16 protein-coding genes are annotated in these 16318 nt (G+C 71.2%); 5 read left to right on the plus strand and 11 right to left on the minus strand.

Annotation, left to right across the window (positions count from 1 at the left end; all coding sequences use genetic code 11):
* The first annotated feature begins 11 nt into the window (after positions 1-11).
* Positions 12-497 carry a DUF421 domain-containing protein gene (locus JTN19_RS17590; protein ID WP_242531241.1) on the plus strand — a complete coding sequence of 162 codons (486 nt, stop codon included), beginning with the start codon at positions 12-14 and terminating at the stop codon, positions 495-497.
* Here JTN19_RS17590 and JTN19_RS17595 read toward each other — a convergent pair.
* The 8 genes from JTN19_RS17595 to JTN19_RS17630 form a co-directional block, all read right to left on the minus strand.
* Positions 478-1698, minus strand: coding sequence for a hypothetical protein (locus JTN19_RS17595; protein ID WP_206935321.1), 1221 nt, complete (start codon positions 1696-1698; stop codon positions 478-480). The two genes, JTN19_RS17590 and JTN19_RS17595, sit on opposite strands and share 20 nt — an antisense overlap.
* A gap of 88 nt (positions 1699-1786) precedes the next feature.
* Entirely contained in the window at positions 1787-2902 is a 1116-nt protein-coding gene (aroC, locus tag JTN19_RS17600; RefSeq protein WP_206935323.1) for a chorismate synthase, read from the minus strand.
* A 69-nt stretch (positions 2903-2971) separates the two neighbouring features.
* Complete coding sequence (locus JTN19_RS17605; RefSeq protein ID WP_206935325.1) at positions 2972-3406, minus strand: DUF4399 domain-containing protein; 435 nt, start codon at positions 3404-3406, stop codon at positions 2972-2974.
* A gap of 79 nt (positions 3407-3485) precedes the next feature.
* On the minus strand, positions 3486-3983 hold the full coding sequence (locus JTN19_RS17610) for a GNAT family N-acetyltransferase (RefSeq protein WP_206935327.1): 498 nt from the start codon (positions 3981-3983) through the stop codon (positions 3486-3488).
* The gene (locus tag JTN19_RS17615; RefSeq protein WP_206935328.1) at positions 3980-4375 is read right to left on the minus strand and encodes an MAPEG family protein; all 396 of its coding nucleotides are present in this window, start codon (positions 4373-4375) and stop codon (positions 3980-3982) included. Before JTN19_RS17615 ends, JTN19_RS17610 begins: the two co-directional genes overlap by 4 nt.
* Positions 4372-5136, minus strand: a complete 765-nt coding sequence (locus JTN19_RS17620; RefSeq protein WP_206935330.1) for an alpha/beta fold hydrolase — start codon at positions 5134-5136, stop codon at positions 4372-4374. Before JTN19_RS17620 ends, JTN19_RS17615 begins: the two co-directional genes overlap by 4 nt.
* A gap of 1 nt (position 5137) precedes the next feature.
* On the minus strand, positions 5138-6001 hold the full coding sequence (locus tag JTN19_RS17625; RefSeq protein ID WP_206935333.1) for an EamA family transporter: 864 nt from the start codon (positions 5999-6001) through the stop codon (positions 5138-5140).
* 15 nt (positions 6002-6016) lie between these two features.
* On the minus strand, positions 6017-7030 hold the full coding sequence (locus tag JTN19_RS17630; protein ID WP_206935336.1) for an NAD(P)H-quinone oxidoreductase: 1014 nt from the start codon (positions 7028-7030) through the stop codon (positions 6017-6019).
* A gap of 191 nt (positions 7031-7221) precedes the next feature.
* On the opposite strand from JTN19_RS17630, the gene JTN19_RS17635 reads away from it, so the two are divergent.
* Complete coding sequence (locus JTN19_RS17635) at positions 7222-8430, plus strand: ABC transporter substrate-binding protein (RefSeq protein WP_206935337.1); 1209 nt, start codon at positions 7222-7224, stop codon at positions 8428-8430.
* Between the two features lie 114 nt (positions 8431-8544).
* Positions 8545-9252, plus strand: coding sequence for a pirin family protein (locus tag JTN19_RS17640; RefSeq protein ID WP_206935339.1), 708 nt, complete (start codon positions 8545-8547; stop codon positions 9250-9252).
* Between the two features lie 135 nt (positions 9253-9387).
* On the opposite strand, the gene JTN19_RS17645 is transcribed toward JTN19_RS17640, so the two are convergent.
* From JTN19_RS17645 to JTN19_RS17655, 3 genes are all read right to left on the minus strand, one after another.
* Positions 9388-11046, minus strand: a complete 1659-nt coding sequence (locus JTN19_RS17645) for a thiamine pyrophosphate-dependent enzyme (protein ID WP_242531242.1) — start codon at positions 11044-11046, stop codon at positions 9388-9390.
* Positions 11047-11111: 65 nt separating this feature from the next.
* Positions 11112-14273, minus strand: a complete 3162-nt coding sequence (locus JTN19_RS17650) for an efflux RND transporter permease subunit (RefSeq protein WP_206935343.1) — start codon at positions 14271-14273, stop codon at positions 11112-11114.
* A gap of 16 nt (positions 14274-14289) precedes the next feature.
* Entirely contained in the window at positions 14290-15408 is a 1119-nt protein-coding gene (locus JTN19_RS17655) for an efflux RND transporter periplasmic adaptor subunit (protein WP_206935345.1), read from the minus strand.
* A gap of 213 nt (positions 15409-15621) precedes the next feature.
* Here JTN19_RS17655 and JTN19_RS17660 point away from each other — a divergent pair, with 213 nt between their 5' ends.
* Both JTN19_RS17660 and JTN19_RS17665 read left to right on the plus strand, forming a co-directional pair.
* Positions 15622-15858 carry an Lrp/AsnC ligand binding domain-containing protein gene (locus JTN19_RS17660; protein WP_456300185.1) on the plus strand — a complete coding sequence of 79 codons (237 nt, stop codon included), beginning with the start codon at positions 15622-15624 and terminating at the stop codon, positions 15856-15858.
* A gap of 183 nt (positions 15859-16041) precedes the next feature.
* Complete coding sequence (locus JTN19_RS17665; RefSeq protein ID WP_206935347.1) at positions 16042-16314, plus strand: hypothetical protein; 273 nt, start codon at positions 16042-16044, stop codon at positions 16312-16314.
* Positions 16315-16318: the final 4 nt, after the last annotated feature.

The following is a 16318-nucleotide window of genomic DNA, read 5'->3' on the forward strand; positions in this document are numbered from 1 at the left end:
GCTGAGGCCCCATGGCCGAGATGTTCTTCCAGGGCTGGGACGGAATCCTGCGGACGCTCGTCGTGGGCGTGCTGACCTATGCCTGCCTGGTGCTGTTCCTGCGCGTCTCCGGCAAGCGGACGCTCGCCAAGCTGAACGCTTTCGACCTGGTGGTGACGGTGGCGCTGGGCTCCACCTTCTCGGCCATCCTGGTGCAGCAATCCGTGCCGATGGCGCAGGGGGTGGCGGCGCTGGCCCTGCTGGTCGTGATGCAGTTCGCGGTGACCTGGGCCTCGGTCCGTTCGGGCCGCTTCGCCCGGCTGATCCGCTCGGAGCCCCGGCTGCTGCTGCGCCACGGCGCACCTTGCGCCGGCGCCATGCGCGCCGAACGCATCACCGAGGAGGAAATCCTGAGCGCGATCCGCGCGGAGGGCGGCCGCGATCTCGCCGCGGCGGAGGCCGTGATCCTGGAAAGCGACGGGACGCTGAGCGTCGTCCTCAGTCCCCCGCCGAGCTGATCGCGGGCTCCAGCCCCTGGCTGCGCGCCTGGGGGTGGCTCGGGTTGCGGAAGCGCAGTTCGCCCTCCGGGGCGCAATCGGGCAGGCCGAACAATTCCTGGCGGGTGGCGCAGGTGACGGCGACGACGGGCTTGGCCTCGGCCTCGGTCAGGAAGCGGCGCACCACCCCTTCCAGCTCCAGCGTGTCGCGCAGCCCGCGCCATTCGGCGGCGTCGAGGTCGTCCAGGAACAGCGCCAGCAGGCCGGGGTGCCGGCCTGAAAGACGGTCCGTCGCGGCCTGGGCCAGGCGGCGCTTGGCGGCGGTCGAGATGTCGTTCTCGCGGCCGGCCCGTGCGGCCATCACCATGACGGAGCCACTGGCCGGGTCCGCCGTGACGGCCAGATGCGCCTCCAGCCCGAACAATTCGCGCAAGCGGGCCGGCAGGGCACGCGTGGGGTCCGAGGCGGCCTGGGCGCCGGCCAGCACCAGCGGGTCCAGCTTCAGCACGGCATCGGCGCTGGCGTCCTGCCGCTTCTCGGCCGCCAGCATGGCGCAGATGCGGCCGTGCAGCTCGCCGATGCGGTTCTTCTCCGAGGTGTCCTCGGGCAGCGTCATCTTCAGGATGTAGCGGCCAGGATGCGCGGCGAGCCAAGTCTGCAGCTCGGGGTTCACCCGGTCCACCAGGCTGGCCCAATGGCCGCGGTGCAGGGGGCGGCCCTCCTCGGCGGAGACCGTCTCGCATACCACCTCGGCCACCGCGCCCTCGCGCTGGACCATCAGGTCATAGGGGGTGCCGTGCAGCAGCCCGTCATGCCGCACCTCGAAGCCGCGCAGGCGCAGCAGGGCCGCGGTGCGAAGCAGGTGGAACAGGGGGATCAGGTTGCCCTCCCCCTCCAGCCCCATGCCGATGAGGCGTTGCAGGCGCGCGCGCGGCCCGGGTTCCAGCACGGCGGCGAGGTCCGTCGCCTCGCGCACGAAGGCCAGCACACGCCGCTCATGCCGCCCGGCGCGCGCCAGCACGGCGGGGTTGTTCAGCCGGGCCAGGATGAGTTCGAGGGCATGGCGCTGCTGCGCCGCCCGGCCGGAGAGTGAACCAGGCCGCGCCCGGCTCCCGATGTCCCGCACGCGGGAATGCCATTTCTCCGCCCCGGCCAGGGCAAGGAAGGCACTCAGCGGGGATGCGGCGGAAGGTGCTTCCACCTCGGGGTCGCCAAAGGGCATCTTGCTCTCGTCTCGCTGTTGCGACGGAATGATCTCCGCCGCCCGCCTGACCACTTTGGTAACTTATTACGCCCTAATTTCCGACTTCTCAAGTCGGTTTCCGCGCGGGCAGCATAGGGGCCTGGACCGCGTCCGGGCATTGTGCCCGATGGCGCAGCAGATGATCCACAAGAATGCACGCCACCATGGCCTCGCCGACGGGCACGGCGCGGATGCCCACGCAGGGGTCATGCCGCCCCTTGGTCCGCAACTCGGTGTTCTCGCCCGCCCGGGTCACCGCTTGGCGCAGCGTGAGGATGGAGCTGGTGGGCTTCACCGCGAAGCGCGCCACGATGGTCTGGCCGGTGGAGATGCCGCCCAGGATGCCGCCCGCGTGGTTGGCCAGGAACTCCACCTGGCCGTCCTGGCGCATCCGCATCTCGTCGGCGTTCTCCTCGCCGGTGAGGGAAGCGGCGGCGAAGCCCTCGCCGATCTCGACACCCTTCACCGCGTTGATGGACATGAGGCCGGCGGCAAGGTCCGCGTCCAGCTTGCCGTAGATGGGGGCGCCGAGACCCGGGGGCACGCCCTCCGCCTGGATCTCGATGACCGCGCCCACCGAACTGCCGGCCTTGCGGATTTCAGACAATTGTTCGGCCCAGCGCGCGGCGGCGGCGGGGTCGGGGCACCAGAATTCGTTGTTGTGGGTTTCGGCCCAGTCCCAGGCGGCGGGCTCCACCCGGTCCGGCCCCATCTGCACCATGGCGCCCCGGATCACGACGCCCTCGCCCAGCACGCGGCGGGCGATGGCGCCGGCGGCCACGCGCATGGCCGTCTCGCGCGCCGAGGCCCGGCCGCCGCCGCGATAGTCGCGGATGCCGTATTTCCATTCATAGGCGATGTCGGCATGGCCGGGGCGGAAGCTCTCCGCGATCTCGCCGTAATCCTTGCTGCGCTGGTCCTGGTTCTCGATCATCAGCGCGATGGGGGTGCCGGTGGTGCGCCCCTCGAAGACGCCGGACAGGATGCGGACCTGGTCGGGCTCCTGCCGCTGGGTCACGAACTTGCCGGAGCCGGGGCGGCGCTTGTCGAGGAAGGGCTGGATCCAGGCCTCGTCGAGGGGAATGCCCGGCGGGCAGCCATCCACCACGCCGCCGATGGCGGGGCCGTGGCTCTCGCCCCAGGTGGTGACGCGGAAGAGATGTCCGAAGCTGTTGTGGCTCATGGTCCACCGGAGGTAGCCCGAAGCGGCGGCGGCACCAAGCCGCGCCGCCCCGCATGGCGTGCGGGAGGGCTACCGCACCCGCACCGTGATCACCTCCGACATCACCGGCGGGTTGTGCGGGATGTGGTTGTGGTCGCCCAGCAGCAATTGCAGGCGATGCTCGCCGGGCGGCAGCACCAGCGTCACCTCGGTCTGGCCGCCGCCGAAATGGCGGTGCTGGTCATCGGCCGGGATGCCGGCGCCCATGTCGAGGGTGGCCGGGTCCACGTTGATCAGCAAATGGTGGTGGCCGGTGTTGCCATGCTCCACCCCGGCCGGCGCCACGCCCATGCCGCGCAGGCCGAAGCGGAGGGTGACGGGGTTGGAGAGCGTGGCGCCCGCGGCGGGCTCGATGAAATAGACGGCGGCGCCGGCGGGCGCGGGCGTTCGCTCCAGCTGGGCCAGGGCGGGCATGGTGAAGACGAGGGCGGCCGCCAGCGCCAGGGCGGGGACGGGAATGCGCATCTGGAACATCCTCCTGCGGGCATCTGATGCACCCGCAGGTTTCAAATGGGATGCGCCGAGCCGGGCGGAAGGGCCAAGCTCAAGCCAGGACGAGATGCATCAGCACCTCGTCATGATCCACCCCATGCACCCGCAGGGCGGCGGGCTCGGTGCCATGGACGCGGAACCCCATCCCTTCGTAGAGGCGACGCGCCGGCGCATTGCCCGCATTCACCCCCAACCGCAGATGCGTGACCCGGCCCCGCGCCGCCTCCAGCACCGCCGCCACGAGGCTTCGGCCGATCCCCTGGCCGCGCGCCGCTTCACGGACATGGACGCCCCAGACATGGCCGATATGGGCGCGCTTCGCCGCGGTCTCGGCGCGAAGGCCGGCCATGCCCAGCAGCGTGCCATCGGGGGCGAAGGCGCCCAGCACCAGGCCCGCCTCCAGCCAGGCGGCGAAGTGGGCGGCGTCATGCCGGGCCTCCTCCTCGACGGCGGCTCCGAAGGCGGTGGGTTCCTGCGTCAGGGCCTCGAGGCGGAGCGCGCGGAACGCCTCGGCATCGGCCGCGCGCAGCCGCCGCAGGGCCGCCTTCATCCCAGCAGGCCCCGCGCCACCAGCACGCCCCCACCCGCGATCAGCACCGTGAAGGTGGCCAGCATCCCCACCTGCCGCAGCCGGAAACTGCCGGGCTGGTGCATCAGCCCGACACCATGGGCGATGCGGCCGACCACCAACAGCAGCCCTAGCGCGTGCAGCATCCAGGCCGCCGTGCCGCCCAGTTCCAGCAGCGCCAGCAGGATCAGGCAGAAGGGCGTGTATTCGCAGAAATTCGCATGGGCGCGCGTGGCCTGGAGCAGCCCCTTGTCCTCGCCCGTGCCGAGCGAGATGCGCGACCGCCGCCGATGGCCGATCACCGCGATGGACAGCCAGAGCAGCACAAAGGCCAGCAGCCCGGCATAGAGGGCGGTGATGGGCAGGGCGTTCATCCGCGCTCTCCCAGGAAGGGTTCCACCAGCGCCAGGAAGTCATTGGGCTTTTCCGCATGCACCCAATGCCCCGCGCCCTCGATGGTGGCGAAGCGCGCGGCGGGGAAGAGGGCGCGGAAACCCGCATGATGTTCCGGCCGGATGTAGTCGCTGCGGCCGCCTGCGATGATCAGCGTGGGGCCTTCGTAGCGGCCCTTCTCGGAAAAATCCTCGATCTCGGGCATGGCGGCGTGGATCTCGGGCAGGCCCAGCTTCCAGCGCGGCGGGTCCTGCGCGAAGTCCAGCGACTGCACCAGGAAGGCGCGGATGCCGGCCTCGGGCACGGCGGCTTCCAGCGCGGCATCGGCCTCGCGCCGGGTCAGCCCCTCGGTCAGCGGCAGCGCCCGCATGGCGGCCACATAGCCGCGCAGGGCGGGGGCGTAGCGGACGGGCGCGATGTCCGCCACCACCAGGCGGGAGACCATCTCTCCATGCCCCAGTGCCAGCGCCATCGCGACCTTGCCCCCCAGCGAATGCCCCAGCACGGCGGCGCGCGGAATGCCGCGGTGGCGCAGCGTCTCGGCCAGGTCGCGGGCGGTGGCGGCGTGGGCCATGCCCTCGGCGCGCGGGCTGTCGCCATGGTTGCGCAGATCCATGGCCAGGACGCGGTGGCGCGTGGCCAGGCGCTTCTGGATGGCGCCCCAGTTGCGCGCAGCGCCGAACAGCCCGTGCAGCAGGACCAAAGGCGGGCCCTCGCCCATCTCGACCGTGTTCAGGATCATGCTACCTCCGCGTCGCCAATATCACGCTGACCACCACCAGCGCGCCGCCCAGCAGCAGATCCCACCCCAGCGGCTCGTGCAGCCAGATCGTGGCCAGCGCCACCCCCACCACCGGCGCCAGCAGCAGCCCCAGCGAGGACACCACCGCGTTCAAATGCCGCGTGCTCTCCGACACCGCCCAGGTGCCGATGGGCGCCGCCAGCGCGCCAATGAAGAACACCACCCACCAGGAGGAAGGCCCGACGCCGCCCCCCGGTTCCAGCACCCAGGCCACCGCGCTGACGATGGCCGCGCCGATCAGGAAGGCGAAGGGCAGCAACTCGATCAACGGCACCGAGGGCGGGCGCCGGCGCAGGATGATGATGGTGACGCTCCAGGCCAGCGAGGCGCAGAGCAGCCACACATGCCCCGCCAGCACCCCCGGCGCGCCCCAGTCGAGCGCCCAGGGCCCCATCATGACGCCCACGCCCAGCAGCCCCACCCCCGCGGCCAGCCAGCGCATGGGCGAGACCCGTTCGCCCAGCAGCCAGACCGAGAGCGGCACCAGCCAGAAGATGGTCACGTTGGACAGGATGGCGGTGCGCCCGGACGGGATCATCCCCACCGCCACATGGGTGAAGGCGAAGAAAGCGCCGATCTGCAGGGAACCGAGCGCCAGCACGGCCGGCCAATCTCGCCGCGCGGGCAGCCGCAGCCGGCCGAGCGCCGCCATGACGGCCGCCGTCGCCACGGCCGCCAGTGCCGCGCGCCAGAAGCCGAACCACAGCGGCGTGCTGTCTGAGAGGGCGTGCTTGGTGATGGGCCAGACGCCGCCGAACAGCACCACCGCCACCAGAAGCAGCTGGAAGGCGCGCGCCTGGGTCACGGAAGGAGGCGGAGCCTAATCCGCCACATGCAGCATGATCTTGCCGATATGCGCGCTGCTTTCCATCAACCGGTGCGCCTCGGCCGCCTGGGCGAGCGGGAAGGTCGCATGGATGTGCGGGCCGCAGCGTCCCTGCTCCAGCAGCGGCCAGACCTTCTCGCGGAGTGCCGCCGCGATCTCGCCCTTCTGGGCGGTGGTGCGCGGGCGCATCGTGCTGCCGGTCACGGTCAGGCGGCGCATCATGATGGGGCGCAGGTCGGTCTTCTCGGCCGTCTCGCCGCCAAGGAACGCGATCAGCACCAGGCGCCCGTCCATCCGCAGGCAACGCAGATTCTTGGCGAAATAGGGGGCACCCACCATGCACAGCACCACGTCCAGCAGCTTGCCGCCGGTGATGCGCTTCACCTCCTCCACGAAATCCTGCTCGCGGTAGTTGATGGCGTGGTCGGCGCCGAAGCCCAGCACGGCGCGGGCCTTCTCCGCGCTGCCCACGGTGGTGATCACCGTCGCGCCGAAGGCCTTGGCGAGCTGGATGGCCGTCACGCCGATGCCCGAGCTGCCGCCATGCACCAGCACCGTCTCGCCCGGCGCGAGCCGGCCCGCGCTGGCATGGGACGTGCCGAACAGGTTCGCCCAGACGGTGAAATAGGTCTCCGGCAGGGCGGCCGCGCGGATCGCGTCATAGCCCTTGGGCCAGGGCAGGGTCTGCGCCTCGGGCGCGGTGCAATACTGGGCGTAGGCGCCGCCATTGGTCAGTGCGCAGACGCGGTCCCCCACCTTGAAGCCGCGCACATCGGGGCCGCAGGCCACCACCTCGCCCGCGCATTCCAGGCCCAGGATGGGCGAGGCGCCGGGCGGCGGCGGGTAGCTGCCGGCGCGCTGCGCCACATCCGGCCGGTTCACGCCCGCCGCCATCACGCGGATGAGCACCTCATCGGCCGCGGGCACGGGCAGCGGGCCGGTCGCGGGCGCCATCACCTCGGGCCCGCCGCCGGCGCCGTGGGCGATGTAGGTCATGGTCTCGGGCATGGGCTGGCCTCCGTGGCTGGGAGGCGCACCCTCCCCGGCGGCCCCGGGCGCGTCAAGCGCCCGGCCAAATCACGGCGGCGCGTCAAGCGCCCGGCCAGTTCACGGCGGCGCGTCAAGCGCGCCCCCTCCGCGCAAACTTCACCCAACGCATGATTGCGTCGCGCCCCGCGCCGGAGGACACTCCGCCCCCGATGCGCCGCCGCCTCGCCCTCGCCGGACTGGCCCTGCTGTCCGCCCCCCTCCCCTTGCGCGCCCAGACCGGGGGCGCCCAGAACGGCGTTGCCCAGAATGCGGGCGCGCAGAACGTCGCCGAATGGCGCGTGGGCGCCGTGTTTCCCACCTCCGGCCATGCCGCCCTGCTTGGCGACGAGGCCTGCCGTGGCCTCGAACTGGCCATCGAGGCGCATAACGCCACCGATGGCGCGCGCCAGGTGCGCCTGCTGCGCGCCGAAGCCAACGACCCCGCCTCCGCCATGGCCGAATCCCGCCGGCTGATCCAGCGGGAGCGCGCCTCGGTCCTGTTCGGCAGCGTCGTGGCCACCATGGGCCTGGCCGCCCTGCAGGCCGCCGAGGCGCTGGACACCCCCTTCGTGGAACTAGCCGCCCCCGCCGACACCCTGGCGGCGGGGGGCGGGCGGCGCTTCGTGCGTGCCGCGCCGGCGGCGGCCGCCTATGGGCGCATGGCGGCCGAGGCGCTGATCCATGGCCTGCCCGGGCCGCTGAGCCTGCCCGTCGAGGCGCTGCGCGTGGGCATCCTCCACGAAACCAGCCCCAGCCCGGAGGCGCTCGGCGCCGCGCTGGAGACGGCCCTGCGCGAGGCGGGGCTGCTGATCGCGGAGCGCGTCTCCCATGCACCCCGCACCGGCGAATGGGCCGCGCTGGTGCAGCGGCTGCGCGCCGCTTCGGTCAATGTGCTGATCCATGCGGCCTCGGAAGGCGATGCGGCCGCCATGCTGCGCGCCCTGGCCGAGGCCGGCTGGCGGCCACGCGTGGTGATGGGCGCGGGGCCGGCCTGGGGCCTGCTCGACCTCGCCCGCGCGGTCGAACCCGCGCTGGAGGGCGTCTATGCGCTGGACATGCCGCCCATCGAGAGCGCGCCGGGCTGGGCGCAGGGGGCGGCCGCCTTCGCCCAGGCCTATCAGCGCCGCTGGGGCAGCCCGCCGCGCTCGGGCCTGTCCTTCGCGAGCTTCGTGGGGGCCCGCACCGTGCTGGCCCAGGGGCCGGATCGGGCCGCGCTGGGGGCCCTCGACCTGCCCGAGGGCACGCTGGCCAATGGCTGGGGCTGGCGGCTGGACGAACGCGGCCAGAACAGCCGCGCCAGGCCCGTGCTGCTGCAATGGCAGGCGGGCCGGCCCGTCACGGTCTTCCCCGCCACGGCCGCGGCGGCGGTGCCGGTCTGATTCCGTCATCAGCCCCGTGAATGGGGACGATGGCCGGCACGGCATGGCGGCGGGCGGCCCGGCCACCTAATTGTTGCGGCAACGGAGCCCCGATGGCTCCAGGGAGCCACGACCATGATTGACATCCGACCCTTCAAATCCCTCGGCGGCGCCGATTTCGGCTGGCTGAAGGCACGGCACCACTTCTCCTTCGGCCATTACCGCGACCCGGCGCGCATGGGCTGGGGCAAGCTGCGCGTGTGGAATGATGACGAGATCGCCGCCGGCACGGGCTTCGACCCGCACCCGCACCGCGACATGGAGATCATCACCTATGTGCGCGAGGGGGCCATCACCCACCGCGACAACATGGGCAATGAAGGCCGCACCGAGGCGGGCGACGTGCAGATCATGTCGGCTGGTACGGGCGTGGTGCACAGCGAATACAACCTGGAGCCCAGCACCACGAAGATCTTCCAGATCTGGATCATGCCGGACGTGCAGGGCGCCAAGCCCAACTGGGGCGCCAAGGCCTTCCCGAAGGCGGGGCGCGAGGCGCGCTTCGAGGTGCTGGCCGGCGGCCGCCCCGGCGATGCGGAGGCGGGCGCGCTGCCCATCAACGCGAACGCCGCGGTGATGGCGGCGACGCTCTCCAAGGGGCAGGAGCTGCGCCACACCCTGGCGCCGGGCCGTGCGGCCTGCCTGGTCTCGGCCAAGGGGAGTGCGACGGTGAACGGCCATCCGATCAACGAGCGCGACGCCGCCGCGGTGGCGGAGGAGCGGGAGATCGTGGTGGTGGCCAATGACGAGGCGGAACTCGTTATGGTCGAAGTCGCCGCGTGAATGGGTTGGGGGGCCTGGGCCCCCCGACCTTCTGACGCGGCCGATTCACGCCCCTGGTGTTCCACCGGGGGCGACCGGACGCTTCGCCACGCGGCCGATTCACGCCCCTGGTGTTCCACCGGGGGCGACCGGACGCTACTTCTTCGCCTGCGCCCGCAACTCCGCGATGGTGGCGCGGTTCGTCACCTGCTCCGGATTGGTGCGGATCTCGATGATGGCGGGCTTGCCGCTCGCCACCGCGCGCTCATAGGCGGGCACGAGTTCCTCGGTGCGCTCCACCACCTCGCCATGGCCGCCGAAGGCCTCGATGAAGCGGGCGAAGTCGGGGTTGGTGAGTTCCGTGCCCGAGACGCGCTCCGGGTACACGCGCTCCTGGTACATGCGGATGGTGCCGTACATCCGGTTGTTGAAGACCAGGATAATGGGCGTCACGCCATGGTGGAAGGCGGTGGCAATCTCCTGCCCCGTCATCATGAAGCCGCCATCGCCCACGAAGCAGACCACCTGGCGGCCGCGCTCCACGATGGCCGCGCCGATGGCCGCCGGCACGCCATAGCCCATGGCGCCATTCGTGGGCCCGAGGAAATCCTGGCCTTCCTTCACATGCATGAAGCGCGTGGGCCAGGTGGCGAAGTTGCCGGCGTCGGTGGTGAAGACGGTGTCGGCCGGCAGCGCCTTCTCCAGCGCCTGCAGGGCCACGGCCAGGTTCAGCGGGCCGGCATAGTCCTGCGCCACGGCCTGCGCCTCGCGCGCCGCGCGCACCTCCTGGCGCCAGGCGGCCCAGCGCGGCTTGGCCACCTTCTGGCCCTTCAGCCCCAGCGCGAAGGCGTTCACATCCGAGGTGACGCCGAGTGCCACGCGATAGACCCGCCCGATCTCGCCCTGGTCCGGATGCACATGCACGATGGGCGTCGCACCCGCCATGTCCAGCAGCGTGTAGCCCTGGCTGACCGGCTCACCGATGCGGGTGCCGATGGCGAGGATCAGGTCCGCCTTCTTCGCGGCGGCCACCAGGCCCGCATCCGCGCCCACCCCCAGGTCGCCCGCGAAATGCGGGCTGGTGCCGTCGAACAGGCCCTGGCGGCGGAAGGCGACGGCGACGGGCAGGTCATTGGCCTCGGCGAAGGCCCGCATCGCAGCGCGGCCCTCGGGCGTCCAGCGGCTGCCGCCCATGATGACCAGCGGGCGCTCGGCCTTCTCCAGCATGGCCATCATCTCGGGGATGGCGGCGGGGGCCGGGTGGGCGGGCAGCACGCGCTGCGGGCCGAGGTCCGGCACCGCCACCATGTGCTTCTGCATCTCCTCGCTGATGGCGACCACCACGGGGCCGGGACGGCCGCTCACTGCCATGTCGAAGGCATGGGCCATGATCTCGGGGATGCGCCGCGCGTCATCAATCTGCGTGACCCACTTGGCCAGCGGCTGGAACATCCGCCGGTAGTCCACCTCCTGGAAGGTCTCGCGGTCCGTTTCCTCGACGGGGATCTGCCCCACCAGCAGCACCAGCGGCGTGCTGTCCTGCATGGCCACATGCACGCCGATGGCGGCGTGGCAGGCACCCGGGCCGCGGGTGACGATGGCCACACCTGGCTTGCCCGTCAGCTTGCCATGGGCCTCGGCCATGTGGACGGCGCCGGCCTCGAAGCGGCAGGTGATGAGTTCCACGCGGTTGCGCTGGGCGTAGAGCCCGTCCAGCAGGTCCAGGTAGCTCTCGCCCGGCACGGCGAAGACATGGGTCGCCCCCTGCGCCACCAAGGCATCGGCCAGCAATTGCCCGCCGCTGCGTTCCTGCATTCCCGCCATGTTCTCAGTCTCCCGTGCGTCTGGTGGCGGGAAACTAGATCAGCATGGCGGGCGCGTCACTCCGCGGGCGCCGGTGAAGCGCCCGGCTTCTTCGCATATTTCGCCGCCTCGTCGCCCACCACCGGGGTGCGGCGCTCCAGGTCCGACAGCGCGCGCTCGATATGGCCGAGCGGCTTGGTGAAGCGCGCCAGCATCACGTAGAGCGCCGGCACCGCGAAGAGCGTCACGATCGTGGAGAAGGTGACGCCACCCACGATGACTACGCCCAGCGCCATGCGGCTCTCCGCGCCCGCCCCCGTCGCCATGGCCAGCGGCACGGCGCCGAAGACGGTGGCGATGGAGGTCATCAGGATGGGCCGCAGCCGCACCACGCTCGCTTCCAGCGCCGCGTCGAAGATGGACAGCCCTCGGTCGCGCAGCTGGTTCGCGAATTCCACCACCAGGATGCCGTTCTTCGCCATCAGCCCGATCAGCAGGATCATGCCGATCTGGCTGAAGATGTTCAGCGTCTGCCCGGTGAAGTGCAGCGCGAGCAGCCCGCCCGTCATGGCCAGCGGCGTGGAGAGCAGGATGATGAGCGGGTGGATGAAGCTCTCGAACTGCGCCGCCAGCACCAGGTAGACCACCAGCAGCGCCATCAGGAAGGTGACGTAGAGCGCGCCCGTGCTGTCGCGGAATTCCAGCGACTGGCCGCGATAGGAAATCCGCACCTCGGAGGGCAGCACCTCCCGCGCGGTGGCGTCCATGAAGTCCAGCGCCTCGCCCAGCGTGTAGCCGGGGGCGAGCGAGGCGGTGATGGTGATGGCCCGCACCCGGTCGGCGCGCGAGAGTGCCTGGGGCCGCGCGCGCTCGCTCAGCGTCACCACGTTGGAGAGCGGGATGAGCCCGCCGGAGGAACGGATGAAGATGTTCTGCAGGTCATAGGGCGTCGAGCGGTCGCCCTCGGTCGCCTGCAGCAGCACCTTATATTCCTGCCCGCCCTCGATATAGGTGCTGACCTCGCGCGAGCCGAGCATGGTCTCGATCGTGCGCCCCACCGCCTGGATGGAGACGCCGAGATCGGCCGCGCGGCGGCGATCAATGTCCACGCGCAGCTCGGGCTTGGTCTCGCGGAAATTGCTGTCGAGGTTCAGCAGACGCTCATTCTGCCGGGCGCGGGCCAGGAAGGTGTCGCGCCACTGGACCAGCGTCTCGTAGTCCGGCCCGCCGAGGACGAACTGCACCGGCGGCTGGAAGCCCGATTGGCCGAGCGAGGGCGGCGTCAGCGTGAAGCCACGCACGCCCGGCATGGCGGCGATCTGCGGGAAGAGCTCGCGCGCGATGGCCTGGGAATTGCGCTCGCGCTGGTCCCACGGGGCCAGCCGGATGAACATGTTGGCCACATTGCCCTGCGGCGGTGGCTGGAAGCCGCCCAGGGTGGAGAAGACCGAGGCGGCCTCGCCCGAGGCGACATAGCGCGCCCCCAGCCGCTCGGCATGGCGCAGGTGCTCCAGCATGTAGTTGCCGGTGGCGCCCTCCGGCCCGGTCAGCGGCACGATGATGACGCCGCGGTCCTCGGTCGGCGTGAACTCCTTGGGCAGCGCCTGGAACAGCAGCACCGACAGCGCCGACAGCGCCGCCGCCACCGCCATGACGACGATGGGCATGTTCAGCGCGCCCCGCAGCAGCACGCGGAAGCCATTGTTCATGCCGAGGAAGAGCGGCTCCGTCATGCGGATGAACAGCCCGCTGGAGCCGTGCGGCTTCAGAAGCTTGCTGCACATCATGGGCGTCAGCGTCAGCGCCACCAGCCCCGAGAAGACGACGGAGGCCGCCAGCGCCAGCCCGAATTCCGTGAACAGCCGCCCCACATTGCCCGACATGAAGGAGAGCGGCACGAAGACCGCGATCAGCACCAGGGTCGTCGCGATGATGGCGAAGGCGATCTCGCGTGAGCCGCGGAGTGCCGCCAGCAGCGGCTCCTCCCCCTCCTCGATGCGGCGATGGATGTTCTCCAGCACCACGATCGCGTCATCCACCACCAGGCCGATGGCCAGCACCAGCCCCAGCAGCGTCAGGATGTTCACCGAGAAGCCCATGGCCGCCACCGCCGTGAAGGAGGCGATGATGGAAACCGGGATGGCGATGGCCGGGATGAGGGTGGCGCGGAAGCTGCGGAGGAAGAAGAAGATGACGCCGACCACCAGGGCCAGCGCGATCATCAGCGCGTGCTGCACCTCGTAGATGGACTGGGCGATGAAGCGGCTCTCGTCGTAGCCGTATTCGACGTTGATCCCCTCGGGCAGGTTGGGGCGGATGCGCTCCACCTCCGCGCGGATGCCGTCCGCGACCGAGAGGGTGTTGGCCGTGCTCTGCCGCAGGATGCCGAGGCCGATGGCATCGCGCCCGTTCAGCCGGTAGCCGCCGCGGGATTCCTCGGGCGCCACCTCGACGCGCGCCACGTCGCCCAGCAGCACCTGCGCGCCGCCGGCCGGGTTGCGCGCCACGACCAGGGCGCGGAACTGCTCGGGGGTGTTCATGCGCGTGTCGGTGCGGACCGTGAGTTCCCGCTGGGTGGATTCGAGGCGCCCGCCGGGCAGTTCCACATTCTCGCGGCGGATGGCGTCCTCGATGTCCTGCACGGTCAGCCCACGGGCCGCCAGCGCCTGGCGGTCCAGCCAGATCCGCATGGAGAAGCGCCGCTCGCCCGCGATCAGGACCTGCGCCACCCCGTCCACGATGGCCAGCCGGTCCACGAAGCGCTGCCGCGCCACATTGGTCAGCTCCATGCCCGACATGCGCTCGGAGGAGAGGGCGACCCACATGATGGGCCGCGCATCGCCATCCTGCTTCTGCACGATGGGCACCTGGGCCTGGGTGGGCAGGCGGGCGGCGGCGCGGGCCACGCGGTCACGCACGTCGTTCGCCGCGCTGTCCACGTTGCGGTTCAGGTTGAACTCGATGGTGACGACGCTGCGCTCGTCGCGCGAGAAGGAGGTGATGGTGCGGATGCCCTCGATGCCGGCCACCGCGCCCTCGATCAACTCCGTGATCTGCGTGTCCACCACCCCCGCCGAGGCGCCGGTATAGGTGGTGATGACCTGGATGATGGGCGGGTCGATGCGCGGCAATTCGCGCACCGGCAGCCGGGTGAGCGAGGCGAGGCCCAGCACCACCAGCATCAGGCTCACGACCGTCGCGAAGACCGGCCGCTTGATCGAGATGTCGGAGAGGATCATGGGCCTGGCCTCGGGCTCAGCTCGTGGGGCGGGTCATGGTCTCGGTGACGCGCACGGGCACGTCGGGGCGCAGGCGCTGGAGGCCGCGCACCACCACCTGGTCATCGGGGCGCACGCCCTGGCGGATTTCCACCTCGCCCGCCAGCCGCAGGCCGAGCTGCACCTCCACGCGGCGCGCGCGCCCGTCGCGGATGGCGTAGACGAAGCTGCGCTCGCCCAGCGAGTCCAGCGCCTCCTCCGGCACCAGCAGGGCGGTGGGGCGGGTTTCGAGCGTGAGCTGGACGTTCAGGAACAGGCCCGGCCGCAGCGCCTCGTCCGAATTGTCGAATTCCGAAACCACCCGCATGGTCCGGGTGGCGGTGTCGATGCGCGTGTCCATCACCGTCACCCGCCCTTCGAAGACGCGACTGCCATGGGCGGCGCTGCGGGCGCTGACCAGGCTGCCGGGGCGGACGCGCGCCACATGCACCTCGGGGATGGAGAATTCCACGCGCACGCGGCTGATGTCGTCCAGGCTGGTGACGGCGGTCCCGGGCTGGATCAGCGCGCCCACGCTCACCTGGCGCAGGCCCACGCGGCCGTCGAAGGGGGCGGTCAGGCGCAGCTCGTCGATCCGGGCCTGGATCTGGCGCAGGCGGCCGTCGGCGGCGCGGGCCAGCGTCTCCAGCTCATCCACCCGGGCGCGGGCCACGGCCTGGCCGGCCGGCAGGGCGCGGGCACGGGCCAGCTGGCTCTGCGCGTTGTCGAGGCTGGCGCGGGCCTGGTACAGCTCCGCGGCAAGGGCCTCGCTGTCCAGCTCCATCAGCACGTCGCCCGCGCGGACATGCTGGCCTTCCTCGAAGCGGATGGCGGTGACCATGCCGGCCACCTTGGTGGTGATGGTCACGGCCTCACGCGCGCGGACGGTGCCCACGCTTTCCATTCGCTCCACCACAGGTGCCTGCCGGACGGGGGCGGCCACCACCGCGACCTGCTGCGCGGCCGGCGCGGCGCGGGGCCCCTCGGCCGCCGTGGGGCGTTCAAGTCCCAGCAGGGAGAGCGGCGCGGGCACGCCCCAGGCGTCCGCCTGGGTGTGCCAGAGATAGCCGGCGCCACCGAGGACGGCGACGATGCCGAGTTGCAGCCAGGCGCGCATGGAGCCTCAGGTTTTAACCGCACATGAATGGACCTCTTGCCGAAGCTCGGCAAGGGCGCTCTTTGGCGGTGGTTACGTTTCGTTACCGGCAATTCAGGGGCGTTCGGCCCCCATTGCCCCGGGCGGGTGCATCCGTCGTGGACGGCCGCCCCCGCACGCGGCATATCCCGCGCTTCCTACATAGGGAGCATGGTCGTGCGGGCAATCTTTGTGATGATCAAGTGTGAGATGGGCCAAGCCTACCGGGTGGCCCGGGAGATGGCCGACAGCATCGCTGAATTGTCCGAGATGCACTCCATTTCCGGCCAATATGACCTGCTGGGGAAGTTCTACCTGGAGCCGGAGCAGGATATCGGCCTCTTCGTGGTGGAGCGGGTGCAGAGCGTGGCGGGCGTGAAGGACACCTACACCCTGCAGACCTTCAACGCCTTCTCCTCCGGCAAGGGGTAGGGCGCGCATCAACCTGGGGCAGCCTGCCGCGTTTCTCCTCTGTTATGGCGCAGGAAGCCGGAAGGCGGCCTTCAACGGAGGCGCCGCCCGCCCCTCGCCACCTTTGGCACGGCGGCGCCACATTGCCACCTTCAACCGGCCGCACCCGCCTGCCTTGATGCCTGGGATAGAGGAGTGCCTTCGATGCGAAAGCTCATCACCGCCTTGAGCCTCACGGGGCTGCTCGGCGTCGCGGCCTGCACCGATGCCTATGGGCGCCCGGACCCCGCCGCCACCGCCCTGGCGGGCGCGGGGGTGGGGGCTGTAGCCGGCCTTGCGATCGGTGCCGCGAGCCAACCGCGCTATTACGCCCCGCCGCCGCGCTACTACGCGCCGGCGCGGCCGGTCTATCGCGGCTATTACGGCCCGCCGCGGGGCTATTACCACCGCCCGCCGCCGCGGTACTACCGCTGGTAGGCTG

This window comes from Roseococcus thiosulfatophilus, from assembly GCF_017311575.1.
Classification (GTDB): Bacteria; Pseudomonadota; Alphaproteobacteria; order Acetobacterales; family Acetobacteraceae; genus Roseococcus; species Roseococcus thiosulfatophilus.

Bases quoted from the DNA above. Each gene is read 5' to 3' on its own strand.
- JTN19_RS17590 (WP_242531241.1), top strand. From the start codon at position 12: ATGGCCGAGATGTTCTTCCAGGGCTGGGACGGAATCCTGCGGACGCTC.
- JTN19_RS17650 (WP_206935343.1), bottom strand. From the start codon at position 14,273: ATGATCCTCTCCGACATCTCGATCAAGCGGCCGGTCTTCGCGACGGTC.
- JTN19_RS17660 (WP_456300185.1), top strand. From the start codon at position 15,622: ATGATCAAGTGTGAGATGGGCCAAGCCTACCGGGTGGCCCGGGAGATG.
- JTN19_RS17645 (WP_242531242.1), bottom strand. From the start codon at position 11,046: ATGCAGGAACGCAGCGGCGGGCAATTGCTGGCCGATGCCTTGGTGGCG.
- JTN19_RS17635 (WP_206935337.1), top strand. From the start codon at position 7,222: ATGCGCCGCCGCCTCGCCCTCGCCGGACTGGCCCTGCTGTCCGCCCCC.
- JTN19_RS17605 (WP_206935325.1), bottom strand. From the start codon at position 3,406: ATGCGCATTCCCGTCCCCGCCCTGGCGCTGGCGGCCGCCCTCGTCTTC.
- JTN19_RS17620 (WP_206935330.1), bottom strand. From the start codon at position 5,136: ATGATCCTGAACACGGTCGAGATGGGCGAGGGCCCGCCTTTGGTCCTG.
- JTN19_RS17665 (WP_206935347.1), top strand. From the start codon at position 16,042: ATGCGAAAGCTCATCACCGCCTTGAGCCTCACGGGGCTGCTCGGCGTC.
- aroC (WP_206935323.1), bottom strand. From the start codon at position 2,902: ATGAGCCACAACAGCTTCGGACATCTCTTCCGCGTCACCACCTGGGGC.
- JTN19_RS17615 (WP_206935328.1), bottom strand. From the start codon at position 4,375: ATGAACGCCCTGCCCATCACCGCCCTCTATGCCGGGCTGCTGGCCTTT.
- JTN19_RS17655 (WP_206935345.1), bottom strand. From the start codon at position 15,408: ATGCGCGCCTGGCTGCAACTCGGCATCGTCGCCGTCCTCGGTGGCGCC.
- JTN19_RS17595 (WP_206935321.1), bottom strand. From the start codon at position 1,698: ATGCCCTTTGGCGACCCCGAGGTGGAAGCACCTTCCGCCGCATCCCCG.
- JTN19_RS17610 (WP_206935327.1), bottom strand. From the start codon at position 3,983: ATGAAGGCGGCCCTGCGGCGGCTGCGCGCGGCCGATGCCGAGGCGTTC.
- JTN19_RS17630 (WP_206935336.1), bottom strand. From the start codon at position 7,030: ATGCCCGAGACCATGACCTACATCGCCCACGGCGCCGGCGGCGGGCCC.
- JTN19_RS17640 (WP_206935339.1), top strand. From the start codon at position 8,545: ATGATTGACATCCGACCCTTCAAATCCCTCGGCGGCGCCGATTTCGGC.